Origin of the sequence: Mesorhizobium amorphae CCNWGS0123, assembly GCF_001686985.1 — a bacterium.
Lineage (GTDB): Bacteria > Pseudomonadota > Alphaproteobacteria > Rhizobiales > Rhizobiaceae > Mesorhizobium > Mesorhizobium amorphae.
This window is the reverse complement of the sequence record NZ_CP015318.1, coordinates 3415883-3433857: the sequence shown is the minus strand read 5'-3', so window position 1 is coordinate 3433857 and position 17975 is coordinate 3415883. Positions and strand designations below refer to the sequence as shown.

The following is a 17975-nucleotide window of genomic DNA, read 5'->3' as shown; positions in this document are numbered from 1 at the left end:
GAACCAGCTCGAAGTCAGGAGCTGACGGCGGTGGATATCTGAAAATCCTGGTGCTGTTCCCGGGTCACGATTTTGAGTCCGGATGCAGGCGCGGCCGCTACGTCGCGCCAATCCGCAAACGTCAGTCCATATGCGCGGCGGGTGCGCCGCCTGCGGCCGGACCGGCCTTTGGCTTGCGCAGCAGGAAGACGAACGGGACGGCAAGCAGCGTCATCATCATCAGCAGTTTGAAGTCGTTGACGTAGGAGATCATCATCGCCTGGATATTGACCAGCCCGTCGACCTCCGAAAGTGCCGTTGGGTCGCCGCCCGCCGCGGCAGGCGAGACCGCCCACAGATTGGGATTGAACGGGTTGATGAAGGCCGAGAGCTCGCTGTGGTTGACCTGGATATTGCGCACCAGGAGAACCGTCACGACCGACACGCCGATCGACGAACCGAGATTGCGCACCAGGCTGAACAGCGCCGTGGCATCGGTGCGGTAGCGTGGGTCGAGCGTCGCGAAAGCCACGGTCGACAGCGGCACGAACACCATTCCCATTCCCAGGCCCTGGATGATGCCGGAGCTGAGGATCAGCCAATTGTCCATCTGCGGCGTGAAACTCGCCATGGTGTGGAGCGACTGCGCGGTCAAAAGGAAGCCGATGACAACGAGGACGCGGGCATCGACCTTGTGCATGATGCGGCCGACCAAAAGCATCGAAATCATCGTGCCGATACCGCGGGGACCTATGACGACACCGATGGTCATGGTCGGATAGCCGAAGATGGTTGCCAGCATTGGCGGCAGCAGCGACATGCTGGCCAGGATGAGCACGCCCATGACGAAGATGAACGCCAGCCCGGTCACGAAATTGCGGTCGAGGAAGATCTTGGGGTCGATGAACGGGTGCTCCGCCGTCACCGTGTGAATGATGAACACCCAGAAGCCGGTCAGCGAAAGACCGAGCTCGATCCAAATCTCGACCGAGGAAAACCAGTCGACCTCGCCGCCGCGATCGAGCATCAGCTGCAGCGCGCCGACGCCAAGCGAGATCATGGCGAAACCGAAGAAATCGAAGCTGCGTATCCGCCGGGCAACGGAAGGCAAATAGGCGGCCATGCCGAGGAAAGCGGCGATGCCGACCGGCAGGTTGATGAAGAACACCCAGCGCCAGTTGAAATTCTCGGTCAGCCAGCCACCGAGCGTCGGGCCGAGGATCGGCCCCAGCATGATGCCGGCGCCCCAGATGGCCATCGCCTGGCCGTGGCGCTCCTTCGGATTGATGTCGAGCAGGAAGGTCTGCGACAGCGGCACGATCGCGGCGCCGAACACGCCTTGCATCAGCCGGAAGAACACCATCGTCTCCAGGCTCCACGCCAGACCGCACAGCATGGAGAAGATGGTGAAGCCGACCACCGCCGTCAGGAACAGTTCCTTGCGGCCGAGCCGGTCGGCCAGCCAGCCGGTGACCGGTGTCATGATCGCAGCGGCCACGATGTAGGACGTCAGCACCCAGTTGATGTTGTCTGGCGAGGCACCGAGATCGCCGGTCATGGTCGGCAGCGCAACGTTGGCGATCGTGGTGTCGAGCGCCTGCATGACCGTCGCCAGCATCAGCGCAACCGTGATCAGGCCGCGGTGCGGCACTTCCTTGAAGGCTTCTGGGGTGCTCATGATGCGGAACTTCCAGTCGGTATCAAAAACGTGTAGACAAGGGTTTCCGGGCGGCGAGGCCGTCCCGTGTGGAGAGACCCTCATCGCGGTGGGACGCGACCATCGATGTGGGGGTTACATCGACCAGAGCGTCTCGAATTTCGCGGGCGCCAGCCGCCCGGAACCCTGTGGACCGTCGGGTCCGAAGTCGAATGTCGAGGCTGGCCGGCAGTACCGTCGCAATCCTCGCCCTTCGCCCCGCCGGCCTGTCTCCTGTCCTTGGTTTTGTCAGACGCAGCTTCCGCCGCCTCGCACGAAATCCGTTTACTGCGCCTCGCCAGCCGTGGCATGGCCGAAGATCTTCGGCAGCCCACGCGCCACACCAGTGTCGACGGTGGCGGTCACGCTCATGCCGGTGCGCAGCGCCATCCTGGCGTCGGGATCCGTCAGTTCCAGGCGCACCGGGATGCGCTGGGTGACCTTGACCCAGTTGCCGGTGGCGTTCTGGGCGGGCAGCAGCGAGAACTCCGCGCCGGTGCCGGCGCCGATCGCCTTGACGGTCGCCGCGAAGGTCTTGCCCGGATAGGTGTCGACGACGATCTCGGCCTTCTGTCCCGGCTTCATGTTGGTAAGCTGGGTTTCCTTGAAGTTGGCGTCGATCCAGGTGTCGCCGGTCTCGACCAGCGAGAACAGCGGCGTGCCGGAGCCGACATACTGGCCGACCTTGAACGAGGATGCCTGGCTGATGACGCCATCGGCTGGTGCCTTGACCGTGGTCTGCGCCAGATCATAGGCGGCCTTGTCGCGCGCGGCGAGCGCGGCCATCACGGTCGGGTGCTTGTCGGTCTCGATGTCCGGATTGCCGCCAAGCGCGGCCTTGGCGCTGATGATGCCCTGTTCGGCGACCGCCAGCTGCTGCTTGGCCTTGTCGAGATCGTTCTTGGCCTGATCGAGCGACGACTTGGCGTTGATGCCCTTCTGGGCGAGATCGGCGGCGCGGTCATATTGCGACTGCGCGAAATCGACCTCGCTGGTGTCGGACTTCTCCTGCGCCATCGACTGGCTGTAGGCGGCGCGCAGCTGCTCGACATTGAGGCGCGCGCCGGCCACCGCCGCGTCAGCCTGGGCGAGCGCGATCCGATAGGGCTCGGGATCGATGGCAAACAGCACATCGCCCTGCTTGACGAGCTGGTTATCGGCTATGTCGACCGTCACGATACGGCCTGCCGTGTCGGAGGCGATCGACACCTTGGCCTGCTCCAGATTGGCGTTCTCGGTCTCCTGGTAGCGGCCGCCGGTAACCCAGACATAGCTGCCGCCAGCGATCAGCGCCGCGGGCAGCGCGATCATCAACAGGGAGCGGCCGAGGCGCCGCTTCTTCTTCGGCGCGACAGGCGCCGGCTGCTGCGGGGGCGCGACCGCCACGGGCGCCGTCGCCGGCTGAGCCGGCGCCTCCATTTCCAGTTCGGTGACCTTTTCGTCTATCTTGGCTACCGCGTTCATGCTGCTGCGCCTTCCGTATTCCTGACTTTTTCCAGGGACGACGCCTCGCCGTCCGCAAGATTCCGCACGATGGTGTCCAGCGCCCTGATCAGGACACGGCGATCTTCCGGCGAAACGCCGACAAGCGATTCCTCGTAGACCTCACCGGCCAGGCTCTTGACGTGGTTATAGGCCTCGCTTGCCTTGGTGGTCGGGAAGATCATGCGCACGCGGCGGTCGGTCGCGTCGGAACGGCGCTCGATCCAGCCGCCCTCCTCCATGCGATCGACCAGGCGCGAGACGCTGATCGGCTCGATTTCGAGAAGCTCGGCGAGTCGTGCCTGCGCGACGCCCTCTTCCTTGGCGACGCGGACCAGAAGCCGCCATTGCGCCGAGGACAGGCCGAAACCGCTGGCGCGCGCCTCGAAGCGCTTGCGCATCAGGCGCTGCACGTCGTGGATCAAAAATCCCAATCTGTCGATGCCGTCGGAAACCATGAGCGGCATATATAATAAGCGTGCTTACTATTCAACGTAGGCAGCCATGCAAATACGGTCACGACGCCGTGATCGCGAGCGGAGACCATCGCCTGTGGCTCTGTTGTCCCGTCACAGGCGGTTGCGGATCAGCATGGTGACGACGAAGAAGGCGCCGAGCGAGCTGGTGATGATGCCGATCGGCAGTTCCTGCGGCGGCAGCAGCGTGCGGGCCAGAAGATCACTGGCCAAAAGCAGCACCGCGCCGAACAGCGCCGAGCTTGCGATGAGGCGCAGATGCAACGGACCGGCCAATGGCCGGCAGAGATGCGGAATCATCAGGCCGACGAAGCCGATGACGCCGGCGACCGAGACGAGGATCGCGGTCGACAGGGCGGCGACGAGAAAGGTGGTGCGGCGCATGCGCGCCACGGGCACGCCGAGGCTTTCGGCGGCGTTCTCGCCGGCGAGGAAGGCATCGAACCGGCGATGGTTCCACAGCCCATAGGCAAGGATGATGCCCGCGCCCAGCCCTGCCAAACCAATATTATCCCAGCGCGCCAGGCCGAGCCCACCCATGGTCAAGAACAGCACCGAATGGGCGGCGCGCTGGTCGCCGGCAAAGACCAGATAGTTGGTGAGCGCGGTGAACATGAAGGAGACGGCAAGCCCGGCAAGGATCAGGCGCTCGGGGCCCTGCCCCGTCACGCGCGAGACAAGCAACAGCACCACGGCCGCGGCCAGCATGCCGCCGGTGAAAGCGGCGACCGGCAAGGTCCAGATGCCGAAACTGTCACCGAAGACGGTGATGACGGATACAGCGCCGGCGGCGGCACCCGAGGAGAGACCAAACAGGAACGGATCGGCGAGATCGTTGCGGGTCACTGTCTGCAGCAATACGCCGACAACACCCAGCCCGGCGCCGACCGCGATTGCCAGCAGCGTGCGCGGCAGCCGGAGGTCGACGACGATCTTGCCGACCGGGCCGGAGACCGAATGCGTATCGAACCCGACCGCATGCGCCAGTGCTGCGACGACATCCGGCAACGCGATCACCGTCGAACCATAGGCGATCGACAGCAAGGCGAGCGCGGCAACCAGCGCCGCGCCTGCCATCATGGCCGGTGTGAACGCCTTGTGGCGCCGATTCACGTTCTTGGACACGTCATCGCCACGCCGGCGTTTGAGATTGGCCGAGGTCTCCGCAACTTCGTCATCCCAGGGCGAAGCAGGAGCGAAGCTCCGTCGCGGAGACCCTGGGATCCATGCCGTGACCTTGCGCGCGCGGGGTGCCCCGGAGCAGAATTCTGCACCGCAGCGGCGCCTGCCCGTAACGGCATGGATCCTCGGGTCTGCGCTGCGTCGCTTCGCTCCTTGCTCCGCCCGTGGATGACGACGTCACGAGCGTTTCGGCCAATCTCCAAGGCAGGCGATCCGTCATGGAAAAATCCCGACCCACCCAATCCTTAAAACGCTTCCGGATGCATCGCTTTGGCGATCTTGCCGATCGCCTCGATGTTGGCGGGTCCGGGCGTCAGCTCGGCATAACGCAGCGCCACGAAACGCTCGTTCTTGACTGCGTCCGTTTCCTTCATGGCCGGGTGTGCCTTCAGGAATTCGAGCAGCTTCCTGTAGCCGCCGCCATCCTGGTAATCGAGCAGGATCAGGAATTGCGGGTTGCGCGCCGCCACCGTCTCCCAATCCGTCGTGCCCCAGCTCGTCTCCATGTCGGCCATGACGTTGTCCCCGCCGGCGGCGGTGATCATGGCGCTGGGTATGGCGAACTTGCCGGCGGTGAACGGCTTGTCCTCGCCGGAATCGTAGAGGAACACCCGCGTGCCCTTGGCGCTGCCGACCTTGGCCGTGATCGCAGCCAGTTGCGCCTTCCAGCCCGAAACAAGCTTGTCGGCCTCGGCTTCCTTACCGAAGATCTTGCCCAACTTTTCGACGTCGCCATAGAGCAGGTCCATCGAGGCGGCGGGACGGTTCTTATCGAGATGGACGCAGCTTTCCGTCAGCACCAGCGTCTTGATGCCGTGCGGAGCGAGCGTGTCGGGCGTCACCTCGCCGCCCGGCTTCATGCCGTAGTACCAGCCGGCGAAGAAGAAATCGGGCTCGACGGCGACCAGGTTTTCCAGCGTCGGGTACTTTGGCGCCAGTTCCGGGATCGAGCCTTGCTCGGCCTTGAATTCGGGGCCGACCTTGTACCAGCCGGTGATGCCGGTCAGGCCGACGATCGACGGCTGCAGCTTCAGCGCGAAGGCCATTTCGGCCATGTTGAGATCATGAATGACGGCGCGCTTCGGCGGTGCAGCGAAGGTCAGCTTCTTGCCGCAGCTGTCGACGGTGACCGGAAAGGCGAACGTCGCCGAGGTAAACAGCGACAGGACAAAAGAGAGGGCGAGGCGTTTCACGAGGCATGGCTCCTTGGGTGCATGGAAAGTCGGTTCAGGATGGCGAGGAGGCGCGGGAACGTCGAACACGGTGAGCTCGCGATCCTCGGTCGGGTGGCGCAGGCGAAACACGTCGATGCCGAACACGTCGCGGATCAGCTTTTCCGTCAGCGCCTCGCGCGGCGGCGCCAGCGCATGCAGCCGGGCCTCGTTCATCACCGCGACCCGGGTGGCGAAGGGCGCCACCAGCGCCAGATCGTGCAGCACCGCGACCACGCTCATGCCGAAGCCGGCGACCAGTTCGAGCAGCTCGCCACGGGCGCGCGGGTCGAGATGGTTGGTGGGCTCGTCGAGGAACAGTATCTTTGGCTCCTGGGCGATGGCTCTAGCCAGTTGCGCGCGCTGGCGCTCGCCGCCGGAGAGCGAGCCGATGCTGCGGCCGAGCAGCGGCAGCAGGCCGGTCCGACGCAGCGCCACGACGACGATGTCTCGATCTTCGCGCAGGCGCCTCATGCCGGCATGCGGGACGCGACCAAGCTCGACATAGTCGATCAGGGCGAGCCGCGGATCCGGCTGGTCGGTCTGGCCGACGACGGCCATGTTGAGCGCCCGCTCGGCCGGCGTGATCCGGTCGAGACGGCGTCCCGACAGGAGCACCTCGCCGGTGCTTGGCTGCAGCGCGCCGCACAGCATGCGCAAAAGCGTGGTCTTGCCGGCGCCGTTGGGACCGATGATGGCCAGGCGATCGCCTGCTGCGACCGACAGGCTTACCCCATTCACCAGGCGGCGGCCATTCGCCGTCGCGCTCACGTCGCGGGCTTCGAGCAGCATCATCGGCTCAGCCCCGGCCTCGAAGCGGGGATGCGAGCCAGCCCGGTTGAATCGCGGCACAGCGAGCACACGATGATGCGATGGATGGTGGCTTCCAAAGTTCCGTCACTTTCCAAAACTGGCGACGGAAGGAAGCTGGGCCGATCGGACGACAGACCGATGGCGTCTCCTCCCGGCACACCCCGTCCGGTCAACTCATGCTGATGGCAGGTCTCCTGGCTCGCGGGTCTCGGCTTCATCCTGCCTTCCCAGCCTTGCCGGCCAGTGGCATTTGCGGATGTTGCTCGCCGCTTACAGTTGCGGGGGCAGCCACGGCCTCGACCAAAGAACGGTCTCACCGTGTTCCCTTTTCACCCCTCGCCTTTCGACTCGGGGACCATCATTTTCTACCGTAGGTTTCCCCCGATCGCGCCGCAATGGTTTTTTGATTGCAGGCATCGGTTCGCCTACCGTAGGCTGCATATGTAATAACATTACGTAACAAGCGCTGCCATATGCTGTCAACACCGGCGGAGCAATGCTTTCCGCTTTCCCTCGACGCCTAGGCGAATCGACCGGCCTACGCGTTGGCCGCCGGTCGCCAAAACATCGGAAAATTTTCAGAACCCGATCGGGATTTCAGGGGCCGAAAAGGCGAAAAAGCTCGTGCTGGTCAGGACGGGCTGGTCTTCGAGCTCCTTGCAATCGTGCATCAAGCGTTCCCGGTTCTTCTCCAGCCAATGGGATCTTCGGCTAACGCGCCCTTGCCCGGCGCAGGCCGCAACATCGGGTATGGAGGCAACATGACACTCTTCCACAACAGGCGCGGCAAGCATCGTCTCGTCGCTGCATCCGTGGCTGCACTTGCCTGCGCCGCCGCGGTGGTCTGGTATGGCGCAAAGGGCGAGGCCGCGGCGGTCGAACCGAACGTGCCCGAAGCCAAGCTTGTCAGGGCCATGGCGGTGAAGCCAGCCCGGCAGGCCGACGAACGCATCGCCATCGGCGAGATCCGGCCGCAGCGCGAAAGCGATCTCGGCTTCCGGCTGTCCGGCAAGCTCGTGCAACGCACGGCAGAGGTCGGCCAGATGGTAAACAAGGGCGACGTGCTCGCCCGCATCGAAGACCAGGACTATCGCAACCGCCTCGCCAGCGCCAAGGCCGACGTCGCGGCCGCCGAGGCCGTGCTGGTCGAAGCCAGTGCCGCCGAGGCCCGCATCGGAGCGCTTCTTGCCAAGGGCTTTGCGACACGGGCCAATTACGATGCAACGATGAAAGGCCTGCGTTCGGCCGAGGCAAAGCTTGAATCGGCAAGGATCGGCTTCGAGATGGCCAGGGACCAGCTTGCCTACACCGAGCTGCATGCCGATTTCGATGGTGTGGTGACCGCGACCGGCGCCGAAGCGGGCCAGGTCGTCAATGCCGGCCAGATGGTGGCGCGCGTCGCCGACCCTGCTGCCCGCGACGCGGTCTTCTCGATCGCCGAAGCAGCCTTCTCGACCGGCGAGGATGCAAGGCGTCCCCTTGAAATCAAGGTCTCGCTGCTGAGCAATCCGGCGATCGCGACGATCGGCATCATTCGTGAAATCTCGCCGATGGCCGACGCCGCGACCCGCACCTTCCAGGTCAAGGTCGCGCTGCGCGACGCGCCGAACGAAATGCGCTTCGGCAGCAGCGTCGCCGGCCGCGTCAACACGATGAGCGCCCCTGTCGTGGTGCTGCCGGGAAGCGCGCTGTTCGACAAGGACGGCAAGCCGGCCGTCTGGGTGGTTGCCGCGTCCTCGACCGTGGAACTCAAGCCTGTCGCCATTGCCCGCTACGAAACAGACCGCGTCGTCGTCAGCGACGGCCTTGCCGAAGGCGACATTGTCGTCACCGCCGGCGTCAACCGGCTTCGCGAACACGAAAAGGTTCGCCTCCCCGAAGGAGTAACCAGATGAGTGCCTCGCAGACTCAAGTGCTGATTGCCGGCGCCGGCCCAACCGGACTGACGCTTGCGCTGTGGCTCACCAGCCTCGGCGTCCAGGTGCGTATTTTCGACAAGGATGCAGGCCCGGGCGAAACCTCGCGCGCGTTGGCTGTCCAGGCCCGCACGTTGGAGTTCCACAGCCAGATCGGCATCGTCGACGACGTGCTCGCCGCCGGCGTCAGGGTCGAGCGACTGACGGTGCGTACACCGGCTGGCATCGCCGCCAGGCTTCCGCTCAGCGACTTCGGCCAGGGCGTCAGCCCATACTCCTTTGCGTTCGCGCTGCCGCAGGACATTCACGAACGCATCCTGATCACGCATCTCGAGCGGGCCGGTGTCAGGGTCGAGCGCAACACCGAACTGGTCGCCTTCGAGGACACGGGCGGCACGGTTGTCGCCACCTTGAACAAGCAAGGCGCGACCGAGACCATCAGTGCCGCCTATCTGGTCGGCTGCGATGGCGCCCGCAGCGCCGTGCGCCATGGGCTCGCCATCGGCTTTCCCGGCGGCACCTATGAGCAGTCCTTCTACGTCGCCGACGTCGATGGCAGCGGCGCGGTGACCCGCAATGGCATGGACACCACGGTCAGCACCTATGGCTTCGCCATCGTCATGCCAGTCAGGCAATCCGGTTCGCTGCGACTGATCGGCGTGGTGCCGAAGGCGCATGAGGCGGACGAGACGATCACCTTCGAGGCGATCCGCGCCGATGTCGAGCGCGACACCGGCATCACGGTGGCCAGGGTCAACTGGTTCTCGACCTACCGTGTGCATCACCGGGTTGCCGAGCGCTTCCGCGTCGGCCGCGTGTTCCTTGCCGGCGACGCCGGCCATATCCACAGTCCGGCCGGCGGCCAGGGCATGAACACCGGCATGGGCGATGCGGTCAACATCGCCTGGAAGCTGGCGGCAGTGTTGCAAGGCCGCGCCGACAAGCGCCTGCTGGACAGCTACGAGCCGGAGCGCATCGCCTTTGCCAGGCTGTTGATCGATAGCACGGACAAGGTGTTCCGCGTCGCCACCAGCCGCTCGCGGCTGGTCGGCCTGTTCCGCCGCTATCTGATGCCGAAGATCCTGCGCGTGGTTCTTGGGACGGCTGCCGGATCGCGTGCCTTTTTCGGCATGATCTCGCAGACCCGGATCCAGTATCGTGCCAGCGCGATCAGCAGCGGCAAGGCCGGCGCGATACAGGGCGGCGACCGCCTGCCCTATGTCGCGTCCGGCAGCAGCGACAATTTCGAGCCGCTACGATCGCTCGACTGGCAGGTCCATGTCTATGGCGAGGCGAATGCCGCGTTCCTGGAGATGCTCGCCGGGAACGGCATTTCCGTCCACGTCTTCGCCTGGTCGGATAGGGCTAAGTCCGCGGGCCTGCAGCGCGACGGCGCCTATCTCGTCAGACCCGACGGCCACGTCGCACTGGCCGCCGGCACGCAGGACCCGCAGGCCTTTGAACGCTACATCGCCGCCCTGGCAATCAAGCCGCGGCGACAGGCCGCCAGTTGGCCGAAAAACCAGAGAATGCTGCCGGCCGCCTGAAGGCCGGCATCTCGTCAACCAATCGTCTTTTTGACAGCCGGCGGCGCGGAGGCGCTGCGGCTGAGGGAGCAAAGCCATGACCTCTTTCAACCTCTCCGACTGGGCCATCCGGCACCGCAGCTTCGTGCTCTATCTGATGGTCGTGGCAGCGCTTGCCGGGCTTTGGGCCTACACCTCGCTGGGGCGGGAGGAGGATCCGCCCTTCACCATCAAGACCATGGTGATCAAGACGATGTGGCCAGGCGCCGACACCAACGACACGGTCGAGCAGGTCACCGACCGCATCGAGAAGAAGCTCGAGGAGCTTCCCAACCTCGACTACGTCAAGAGCTACACCAAGCCCGGCGAATCCGTGGTGTTCGTCAATCTGAAGGACACGGTCGGCGCCACCGAGGTGCTGCCGCTCTGGTACCAGGTCCGCAAGAAGATGGACGACATCAAGTCGACCATGCCGTCCGGCGTCCAGGGCCCATTCTACAATGACGAGTTCGGCGACACCTATTCGCTGATCTACGCGCTGAGTTCGGACGGCTTGAGCCACCGCCAGTTGAAGGATCTGGCGAGCGGCCTGCGCGCCGATTTCCTGCGCGTGCCGGATGTCGCCAAGGTCGATCTGGTCGGCCAGCAGGACGAGAAGATCTATCTGGAATTCTCGACGCAGAAGGTCGCAGCCCTCGGCCTCGATGTCGGCTCGCTGTCGCAGGCGCTGCAGGCGCAGAACGCGCTGACGCCGAGCGGCACGGTCGATGCCGGCCCTGAGCGCATCGCCATCCGCGTCACCGGCGAGTTCACCTCCGAAGAGAGCCTGAAGGCGATCAACTTCTACGCCAATGGCCATTACTTCCGCCTGGGCGATGTTGCCGAGGTCAAGCGCAGCTATTCCGACCCGGCGCAGCAGCAGTTCCGCTTCAACGGCGAGCCGGCGATCGGCATCGCGATCGCGATGACATCGGGCGGCGATGCGCTGGCGCTAGGCGAGCACGTCAAGGACAAGGTCGCCGAGATGCAGCGCGAATTGCCGGCCGGCGTCGATCTGCGGCTGGTCGCCGACCAGTCGCATGTGGTCGAGGAATCCGTCGGCGAATTCACCAAGAGCCTCGGCGAGGCGATCGCCATCGTTCTTGCCGTCTCCTTCCTGGCACTCGGCTGGCGGCCCGGCATCGTTGTGGCCGTCGCCATCCCGCTGGTGCTCGCCATCACCTTCGTGGCGATGCAATATTTCGGCATTTCGCTGCAGCGCATCTCGCTCGGCGCGCTGATCATCGCGCTTGGCCTTCTGGTCGACGACGCCATGATCGCCGTCGAGATGATGATCTCGAAGATGGAGGAAGGGCACGACAAGATAAGCGCCGCCACCTATGCCTACACCTCGACCGCCTTCCCGATGCTGACCGGAACGCTGGTCACCATCGCCGGCTTCGTGCCGGTCGGCTTTGCCCAGAGCGGCGCCGGCGAATATTGCTTCTCGCTGTTTGCGGTGGTCGGCATCGCACTGGTCGTGTCGTGGGTGGTCGCCGTGCTGTTCACGCCGCTCACCGGCGTGGCGATCCTGCCCGAGCGCCTGAAGGGCCATGGCGGCCATGGCAGTTCGCGCTTCTCGCGCGGCTTTCGCGCCGTGCTCGACCTCGCAATGCGCATGAAGTGGGTGGTGCTGGGCGGCACGGCGGGATTGTTCGCGCTGTCGGTGCTGGCCATGGGCCTGGTGCCGCAGGAGTTCTTCCCGAAGTCGGACCGGCCGGAAGTGATGGTCGACCTGACGCTGCCACGCACCGCTTCGCTGCAGGCGACGCAGGCGACCGTCGAGCGCGTCGAGACGCTGCTCAAGGCCGATCCCGACATCGACCATTGGAGCTTCTATGTCGGCCAGGGCGCGGTGCGCTTCTACCTGCCGCTCGACGCGCAGCTTGCCAACGACTTCTTCGCCCAGGCGGTGGTCGTCACCAAGGGCCATGCCGTCAGGCAGGCGGTCATCGAGCGGCTGGAGAAGGCGCTGTCGACCGGCTTCGACGACGTCATGAGCCGCGTCACCCCGCTCGAGCTCGGACCGCCGGTCGGCTGGCCGCTGAAGTTCCGTGTCAGCGGACCCGACGCCGAGCAGACCCGCGACATCGCGCAGCGCTTCGCGCAGGTGATCGGCGAGAACGCCAGCGTACGCAACATCAACTACGACTGGAACGAGCCGGCCAAGGTCATCAAGGTCGAGGTCGACCAGGACCGGGCGCGTGCGCTTGGCATCTCCTCGCAGCACTTGTCCGACACGATCAACTCGGTGCTGTCCGGCTCCAGGATCACGCAGATGCGCGACCGGACCTGGCTGATCGATGTCGTGGCGCGGGCGATACCTGAGGAGCGGGCCAGCATCGACACGCTGCGCACGCTGACGATCAGCGCCGTCGGCGGACAGCGTGTGCCGATCGAACAGGTGGCGAAGCTGTCCTACCAGACCGAGCCGCCGCTGATCTGGCGCCGCGGCCGCCTGCCGACGGTCACCGTCCAGGCCGACGTGGTGCCCGGCGCGGATGCCACGGCGATTGTGAAGCAGCTCGAGGGCCCGATCGCCGCCTTCGAGGCCAGCCTGCCGGCCGGCTACGATGTCGCCCTTGGCGGCGTCATGGAGGACAGCGCCAAGGCGCAGGCCTCGATCTTCGTGGTGTTTCCGCTGATGCTGTTCATCATGATGACCGTGCTGATGGTGCAGCTGATGAGCATCCAGCGCCTGTTCCTGGTGTTGCTGACGGCACCGCTGGCGCTGATCGGCGTGGCCGGCGCCCTGCTGATCTCGGGCGCACCGATGGGCTTCGTCGCCATCCTCGGCGTGATGTCGCTGATCGGCATGGTGATCCGCAACTCGGTCATCCTGATCTCGCAGATCGACGAGCATATCGCCGGCGGCGAGGAGCCGTGGGCGGCAGTGATCAGCGCCACCGAGCACCGGCTGCGGCCGATCCTGCTGACGGCGGCGGCCGCCATACTCGGCATGATCCCGATCGCGCCGACCGTGTTCTGGGGGCCGATGGCCTATGCGGTGATGGGCGGGCTGGTGGTGGCGACGGCGCTGACGCTGGTCTTCCTGCCGACGCTCTACGTCACCTGGTTCCGCATCAAGGCGCCGGCGGAAACCGCCGCCGCCGAGCCGGTCGAGGCAATCGCCGAACCGCAACAGCTGGCCGCCTGAGGCGGCCGGCATCCCGGCAAACGCTAGGCGGATGACCGCTACGCCCCTGCCCGCAACTCAACTCGAAAGGAATTAGAAAATGTCGCCTGCTTTCGGAAATCTTCTCATCCGCGTCAACGCCGGCTTCCTGATGCTTGCATCGGCGGGCGGCCTGGCCACCGACATCGCCGGCTCCTTCTTCGGCGTCGGCGCCGAGGCCACGCTGCTCGCCAATGCACCCGGCACCGGCATCGGCTTCATCGAGGCGCACGGCCTGGCCCTGATCATCGGGGTGACGATGTGGCGGGTCGCCTATTCGCGCAACTGGCATGCCTTGCTGACAGCCGTCCATTTGCTGCTCGGAACCGCAAACCTTTTGTTCTGGCAGTTCTTCATCGCCGCCGACGTGCTTGCCGTCGGCTACGTGACGACCGCGGCACATTTCCTGTTCGTGGTTGCCCACCTCGCGGCATTGGCGGGCGCTGCCCGGCTCGCCGCGCCATCCCGCTAGACGTCGAAACCAACAGGAGAGAGAAATGCCTACGAAATCCATCAAGAAATTCCGCTCGATCGCCGCCGCGGCCGCAATCGGCCTCGCGGCCGTCGAGATCATCGGCAGCACGGTGCCGGTCCTGTCGCTGGTCGGCGCCGCCGAGGCCCGGGTTGGCCAGCCCTGGACGCCGCGAAGTGCTGCCGGCGTCGCGCGGCGCAACACCGCATGGCGCGTGCTGAGGCACACCACCGCCTGGGTCGCCACGTTACCCACCGGCTGCATCCGCACCAAGGTCAATGGCTTTGCCGTCTGGCGTTGCGGCGGCACCTACTACCGGGCCTATCAGGGGCGCTATATCGTCGTGGTCGTCGATTGACCCGCCTGCTCGCCAAGCGCCAGCCGGATGCCGTCGGCCAGATGTGCCGCGTCGGCCGGGCTCTCGAACGGCATGGCCTTGGTCGCATAGTCGATCGGAGAGAAATCGGGGTCGCCCTCGTTGATGAGGGCGGCCTGCCGGCGCGCTTCGTCCATTGCGCCGAGCTGGGCGTAGCAGGCGGCTAGCCGCGTCCTGATCCACGGCGTCGGCCGTGTCGCAAGTTCCAGCGCCTCGGCCGCCGGCTTGTAGTCGCCCATCATGTAGAGCGCCATCGAGCGGTCGAACTGATACCAGTGCGGGATCATCGGATCGATGCGGATGGAGCGCGCCAGCCAGCCCAGCGCCTCGAACGGGCGCCCGCGCATGGTCAGCACAAGGCCCATCTGCTCGATGCAGTCGGCATCGCAGGGATTGAGTTCGAGCGCGGTCCGCAAATGATGCTCGGCCGCATCGTGCTCACGCATGTAGAGGCGCACCAGCGACTGGATGCGATGGCCGGTCGCCTGGTCGGGCGACAGCGCCAGGCCCCTGGCGACGTGCTCGCGCGCCTTGACCAGATCGGCATGGCTGGACTCTTCGAATTCGCCTTTCAGCGCGCAGGTCAGACCGACATAGATATGGGCCAGCCCATAGGCCGGGTCCTTGGCGACGGCCGCCTCGAAGAAGGCCCTGGCGCCCTCGATGTCGGTCTGGGCGGGGTCGCGAACCAGGGCCACGCCGCGCAGCACCAGCTCATAGGCGGCAAGGCTGGTGACCGGTTTGCGCGACGCCTGCTGCAGGCCGGCATTGGTGACCCGCCTCGCCAGGCGCCCGACGATCTCCTCGACGATGTCCTGCTGGATGGCGGAGAAGCCGCTGTCGGCGGCTTGGTAGCGGTCGCCCCAGAGCTGGCTGGCATTGGCTGCGTCGACGAGATTGACGGCGGCCAGGATCTGGTCGCCGTGCCGGCGCACCGAGCCTTCGACCAGATAGTCGGCGCCGATGCGCGAGCGGATCTGCGGCCACTCCGAGCGCGCGAAGGAAGCAAAGGAGAAGCTGGAATTGCGGGCCAGCACCGTGACAGTGCCGAAGCGCGCCAGGCCGTTGATGATATCCTCGGCAAAGCCGTCGACGATCGGATCGTCGGCCGGGTTGCCACCCTCGTTGCGAAAGCGCAGCACCGCCACGATCGGCTGCGAACCGATCTCGGGCGCCGGCTCGACCTCGGCCGCCAGCATGTAACCGCGCTTCGACACGGTGCGCACGAGGTCGTCGCCCAGCACCTTGCGTATCTCGCGGACCGACTGCGTCAGCGAGTCCTCGGTGACGAAGACGCCCGGCCAGACCGCATCCATGATCTCCGATTTGGGCACGACCCGGCCCATATGCCGGGCCAGCAGCGTCAGCACCGCATAGGCTTTCGGCCGCAGGAACGCCGGCCCGTCGGCATGGCGCAGCGTGCCCTTGCCGAGGTCGAGCGTGTAGCCGCCGAAGTGAAAGACCTGGTCGAGCGTCGCGATCTCCACCGGAACCTCCCTGATGGGGCGTATTGGACATGCGGGATGGAGGGGACGTCAAGGGGCGGTGTGAGAGCCGCGAGAGCGCCTATCATCATAGGCGGGAAATTCGAGCGGCTGCTTTAGAACGGCCGGACTGGGCCGAGAGCAGACCGGCAGCTTTGGGCTGCGAATATTCAAGATCGGACATTCAGGTTGGTGTGGGCATCGTCGTGACCTGACCCAACTCAGACAATGGGACCGCTTACATCGAACGACCGCTTGATGTCGCTACCGAGTCCTTCCGTGACAGCAGAAATCCCGTCTCGAATCCTTTGCCACGTGTAGGTTTGACCTGACGGAAGCCGAGAATTACAGATAGACTTATATTAGCGGATGATATATTAGGGTACGGGGACGCGAGGGCCCGCTAGTGTACTCGGATGGCCACCCTTTCCTTAGATTGATTGGGCCATTCGCGATTGAGAACGCGGACGGCGCGGACGTCACGCCGCATGGCAGACGGTCTAAAGCGCTCTTGGCCATGCTCGCCCTGGCACCCAACGGTACGCGGAGCCGAAAATGGCTGCAAAGCAAGCTCTGGAGCACTCGCGGCGAGGAGCAGGGTGCAGCAAGCTTGCGGCAGGAACTGTCCGAGGTTCGGAAGTCGCTCCGCAGCGCCGGCCTTGATCTAATCTCGACCGATCGTGATGTGGTTCGACTCGACGTCGCTTCGATCGGCATCGATTTGAACGATCCGCCCGAAGGCTCTGCCACGCGTGATCTGCTTGAGGGCCTCGATATTCGCGATCCAGAGTTCGAGGATTGGCTTCGTGAGCAAAGAAGCCAATGGCCCCGGCCTCGCACAGTGCCAGCAAAGGTCTCTCCTGTTGCCGCGGCAGATCAGTTGTCCGGACAGCGAAGCGCCTCACTTCTGAATTCGTCGCGGCTATGCTTGGGCCTGCTTCGCGATGCCAGGTGGACGGAGGGCTCCGCTAACAGGGCCGTCAGCGACCTTGTCCTGGATCTGGTGGTTCGATCGATCCTGAATTTCGAAGTGGTCGACGTCGTGGATTTTCAAGCGCAGGGACCGCTGACCCAAGCGCCTGACACTGCGCTACCAGACTGGCTGTTGCAAACCAGGGCAACGGTGGTGGGCGACGTAGTGGGCCTGACATTTGCATTAATTGCGCCCGGTGACAGCCGGCTCTTGTGGTCGCATACGGATTTTCTCGAGCTGGCCGACCTGACTGGCCCGGCGAGCCTGAAGCTGATGTCGTTGGTCAATCAGATCGTGTTTTCGATCCTCGAGTTCGTTCTCGATCCTAAGTCCATCCGCGACGAGCCCCGACACCGGGCGTCTCGGCTTGCATTGACAGCGCTGCGACACGTATTCCGCATGCGCGATAAGGACCTAGATTCGGCGGAGCGCATGCTCGCCGAAGCATATGAGCTCGACCCGCGTAGCACGTATCTGGGGTGGCAGCTGTTTGTGTTTGTTACCCGCTTTGGCGAGAGACGGGTCGGCCGCTCGGGCACCTTTCACGATCAGGTTCGGGAATGCGCCAATCGCGCCGTCGAAGTGGCCCCCTTCAATCCTATCACCCTGGCGTTGGCCGCTCATGCCCATTCGTTCGTCTTTCGTGAATACGCACAGGCACTGGAACTCGCCGATCGAGCGATAGCCGCTAACCCGCTACAAGCCATTTGCTGGGACATGCGTGCCTTGACGCTCGGCTATCTCGGCGAGGTGAAGCGGGGCTATGAGGATGCGATGCGCGCACGTGCACTGGGCGGGCCTCCCCTGTATCGTTACTGCATCGATACCACGTGCTGCATCTTGGCAACTCTGAACGGGCGCTTCGAGGAGGGGATACGTCACGGCGAGCGTGTCCTTGCGCAGCAACCCACATACCTACCCGCTTTGAGATACTCGGCTGCCTGCCACGGGCATCTGGGGCAGACTGTGGAAGCAGTTCGAACTGTCGAACGCTTGCGCGCCTGGGAGCCGGATTTCTCGCTCGAGCTGCTTTCAGAGGAGAATTATCCAATTGCAGGCGTACTCGGAGTTTCGGTTATCAAGAGCGGGCTGTCGCGGATAACGCTGCCAAGGTACGCACCCTAGCGTTGCGCACCGCAGGCGTTACGTCGAGGCTCCGACCACCAGTTGGCGCG

Annotated in this window: 12 protein-coding genes, 1 pseudogene and 1 riboswitch; of the genes and pseudogenes, 6 read left to right on the top strand and 7 right to left on the bottom strand. The window is 64.8% G+C overall.

Annotated elements, in window-relative coordinates:
* Positions 1-121: 121 nt before the first annotated feature.
* The 6 genes and pseudogenes from A6B35_RS16135 to A6B35_RS37355 form a co-directional block, all read right to left on the bottom strand.
* Complete coding sequence (locus tag A6B35_RS16135) at positions 122-1657, bottom strand: DHA2 family efflux MFS transporter permease subunit (RefSeq protein WP_065518216.1); 1536 nt, start codon at positions 1655-1657, stop codon at positions 122-124.
* Positions 1658-1960: 303 nt separating this feature from the next.
* Complete coding sequence (locus A6B35_RS16130; protein ID WP_006203097.1) at positions 1961-3139, bottom strand: HlyD family secretion protein; 1179 nt, start codon at positions 3137-3139, stop codon at positions 1961-1963.
* Positions 3136-3615 carry a MarR family winged helix-turn-helix transcriptional regulator gene (locus A6B35_RS16125; protein WP_040583026.1) on the bottom strand — a complete coding sequence of 160 codons (480 nt, stop codon included), beginning with the start codon at positions 3613-3615 and terminating at the stop codon, positions 3136-3138. The genes A6B35_RS16130 and A6B35_RS16125 overlap by 4 nt, the downstream gene beginning before the upstream one ends.
* A gap of 111 nt (positions 3616-3726) precedes the next feature.
* Positions 3727-4713, bottom strand: a complete 987-nt coding sequence (locus tag A6B35_RS16120) for a FecCD family ABC transporter permease (RefSeq protein WP_081482172.1) — start codon at positions 4711-4713, stop codon at positions 3727-3729.
* Between the two features lie 347 nt (positions 4714-5060).
* A complete protein-coding gene (locus A6B35_RS16115; RefSeq protein WP_006203094.1) occupies positions 5061-6008 on the bottom strand; it encodes an ABC transporter substrate-binding protein in 948 nt (315 codons plus the stop codon).
* Positions 6009-6053: 45 nt separating this feature from the next.
* Positions 6054-6821 (bottom strand): annotated as a pseudogene (locus tag A6B35_RS37355) (ABC transporter ATP-binding protein); the annotation flags it as partial.
* 185 nt (positions 6822-7006) lie between these two features.
* A riboswitch (cobalamin riboswitch) is annotated at positions 7007-7214 on the bottom strand.
* A gap of 386 nt (positions 7215-7600) precedes the next feature.
* Between A6B35_RS37355 and A6B35_RS16105 the strand changes: the two are divergent.
* From A6B35_RS16105 to A6B35_RS16085, 5 genes are all read left to right on the top strand, one after another.
* The gene (locus A6B35_RS16105) at positions 7601-8734 is read left to right on the top strand and encodes an efflux RND transporter periplasmic adaptor subunit (RefSeq protein WP_006203091.1); all 1134 of its coding nucleotides are present in this window, start codon (positions 7601-7603) and stop codon (positions 8732-8734) included.
* Complete coding sequence (locus tag A6B35_RS16100; protein WP_006203090.1) at positions 8731-10302, top strand: FAD-dependent monooxygenase; 1572 nt, start codon at positions 8731-8733, stop codon at positions 10300-10302. The genes A6B35_RS16105 and A6B35_RS16100 overlap by 4 nt, the downstream gene beginning before the upstream one ends.
* A 76-nt stretch (positions 10303-10378) precedes the next feature.
* Entirely contained in the window at positions 10379-13477 is a 3099-nt protein-coding gene (locus A6B35_RS16095; protein WP_006203089.1) for an efflux RND transporter permease subunit, read from the top strand.
* A gap of 79 nt (positions 13478-13556) precedes the next feature.
* Positions 13557-13967 (top strand): hypothetical protein, encoded by a 411-nt coding sequence (locus A6B35_RS16090; RefSeq protein ID WP_006203088.1) that lies wholly within the window; start codon positions 13557-13559, stop codon positions 13965-13967.
* Between the two features lie 25 nt (positions 13968-13992).
* Positions 13993-14325, top strand: coding sequence for a hypothetical protein (locus tag A6B35_RS16085; protein ID WP_006203087.1), 333 nt, complete (start codon positions 13993-13995; stop codon positions 14323-14325).
* Here A6B35_RS16085 and A6B35_RS16080 read toward each other — a convergent pair.
* Positions 14301-15830 (bottom strand): winged helix-turn-helix domain-containing tetratricopeptide repeat protein, encoded by a 1530-nt coding sequence (locus A6B35_RS16080; protein ID WP_006203086.1) that lies wholly within the window; start codon positions 15828-15830, stop codon positions 14301-14303. The genes A6B35_RS16085 and A6B35_RS16080 overlap by 25 nt on opposite strands.
* A 508-nt stretch (positions 15831-16338) precedes the next feature.
* Here A6B35_RS16080 and A6B35_RS16075 point away from each other — a divergent pair.
* Complete coding sequence (locus tag A6B35_RS16075) at positions 16339-17925, top strand: AfsR/SARP family transcriptional regulator (protein ID WP_139032220.1); 1587 nt, start codon at positions 16339-16341, stop codon at positions 17923-17925.
* Positions 17926-17975 lie beyond the last annotated feature (50 nt).

Coding starts and splice junctions, on each gene's coding strand:
- A6B35_RS16135 (WP_065518216.1), bottom strand. CDS start 1,657: ATGAGCACCCCAGAAGCCTTCAAGGAAGTGCCGCACCGCGGCCTGATC.
- A6B35_RS16095 (WP_006203089.1), top strand. CDS start 10,379: ATGACCTCTTTCAACCTCTCCGACTGGGCCATCCGGCACCGCAGCTTC.
- A6B35_RS16085 (WP_006203087.1), top strand. CDS start 13,993: ATGCCTACGAAATCCATCAAGAAATTCCGCTCGATCGCCGCCGCGGCC.
- A6B35_RS16120 (WP_081482172.1), bottom strand. CDS start 4,713: ATGATGGCAGGCGCGGCGCTGGTTGCCGCGCTCGCCTTGCTGTCGATC.
- A6B35_RS16105 (WP_006203091.1), top strand. CDS start 7,601: ATGACACTCTTCCACAACAGGCGCGGCAAGCATCGTCTCGTCGCTGCA.
- A6B35_RS16100 (WP_006203090.1), top strand. CDS start 8,731: ATGAGTGCCTCGCAGACTCAAGTGCTGATTGCCGGCGCCGGCCCAACC.
- A6B35_RS16125 (WP_040583026.1), bottom strand. CDS start 3,615: ATGGTTTCCGACGGCATCGACAGATTGGGATTTTTGATCCACGACGTG.
- A6B35_RS16130 (WP_006203097.1), bottom strand. CDS start 3,139: ATGAACGCGGTAGCCAAGATAGACGAAAAGGTCACCGAACTGGAAATG.
- A6B35_RS16090 (WP_006203088.1), top strand. CDS start 13,557: ATGTCGCCTGCTTTCGGAAATCTTCTCATCCGCGTCAACGCCGGCTTC.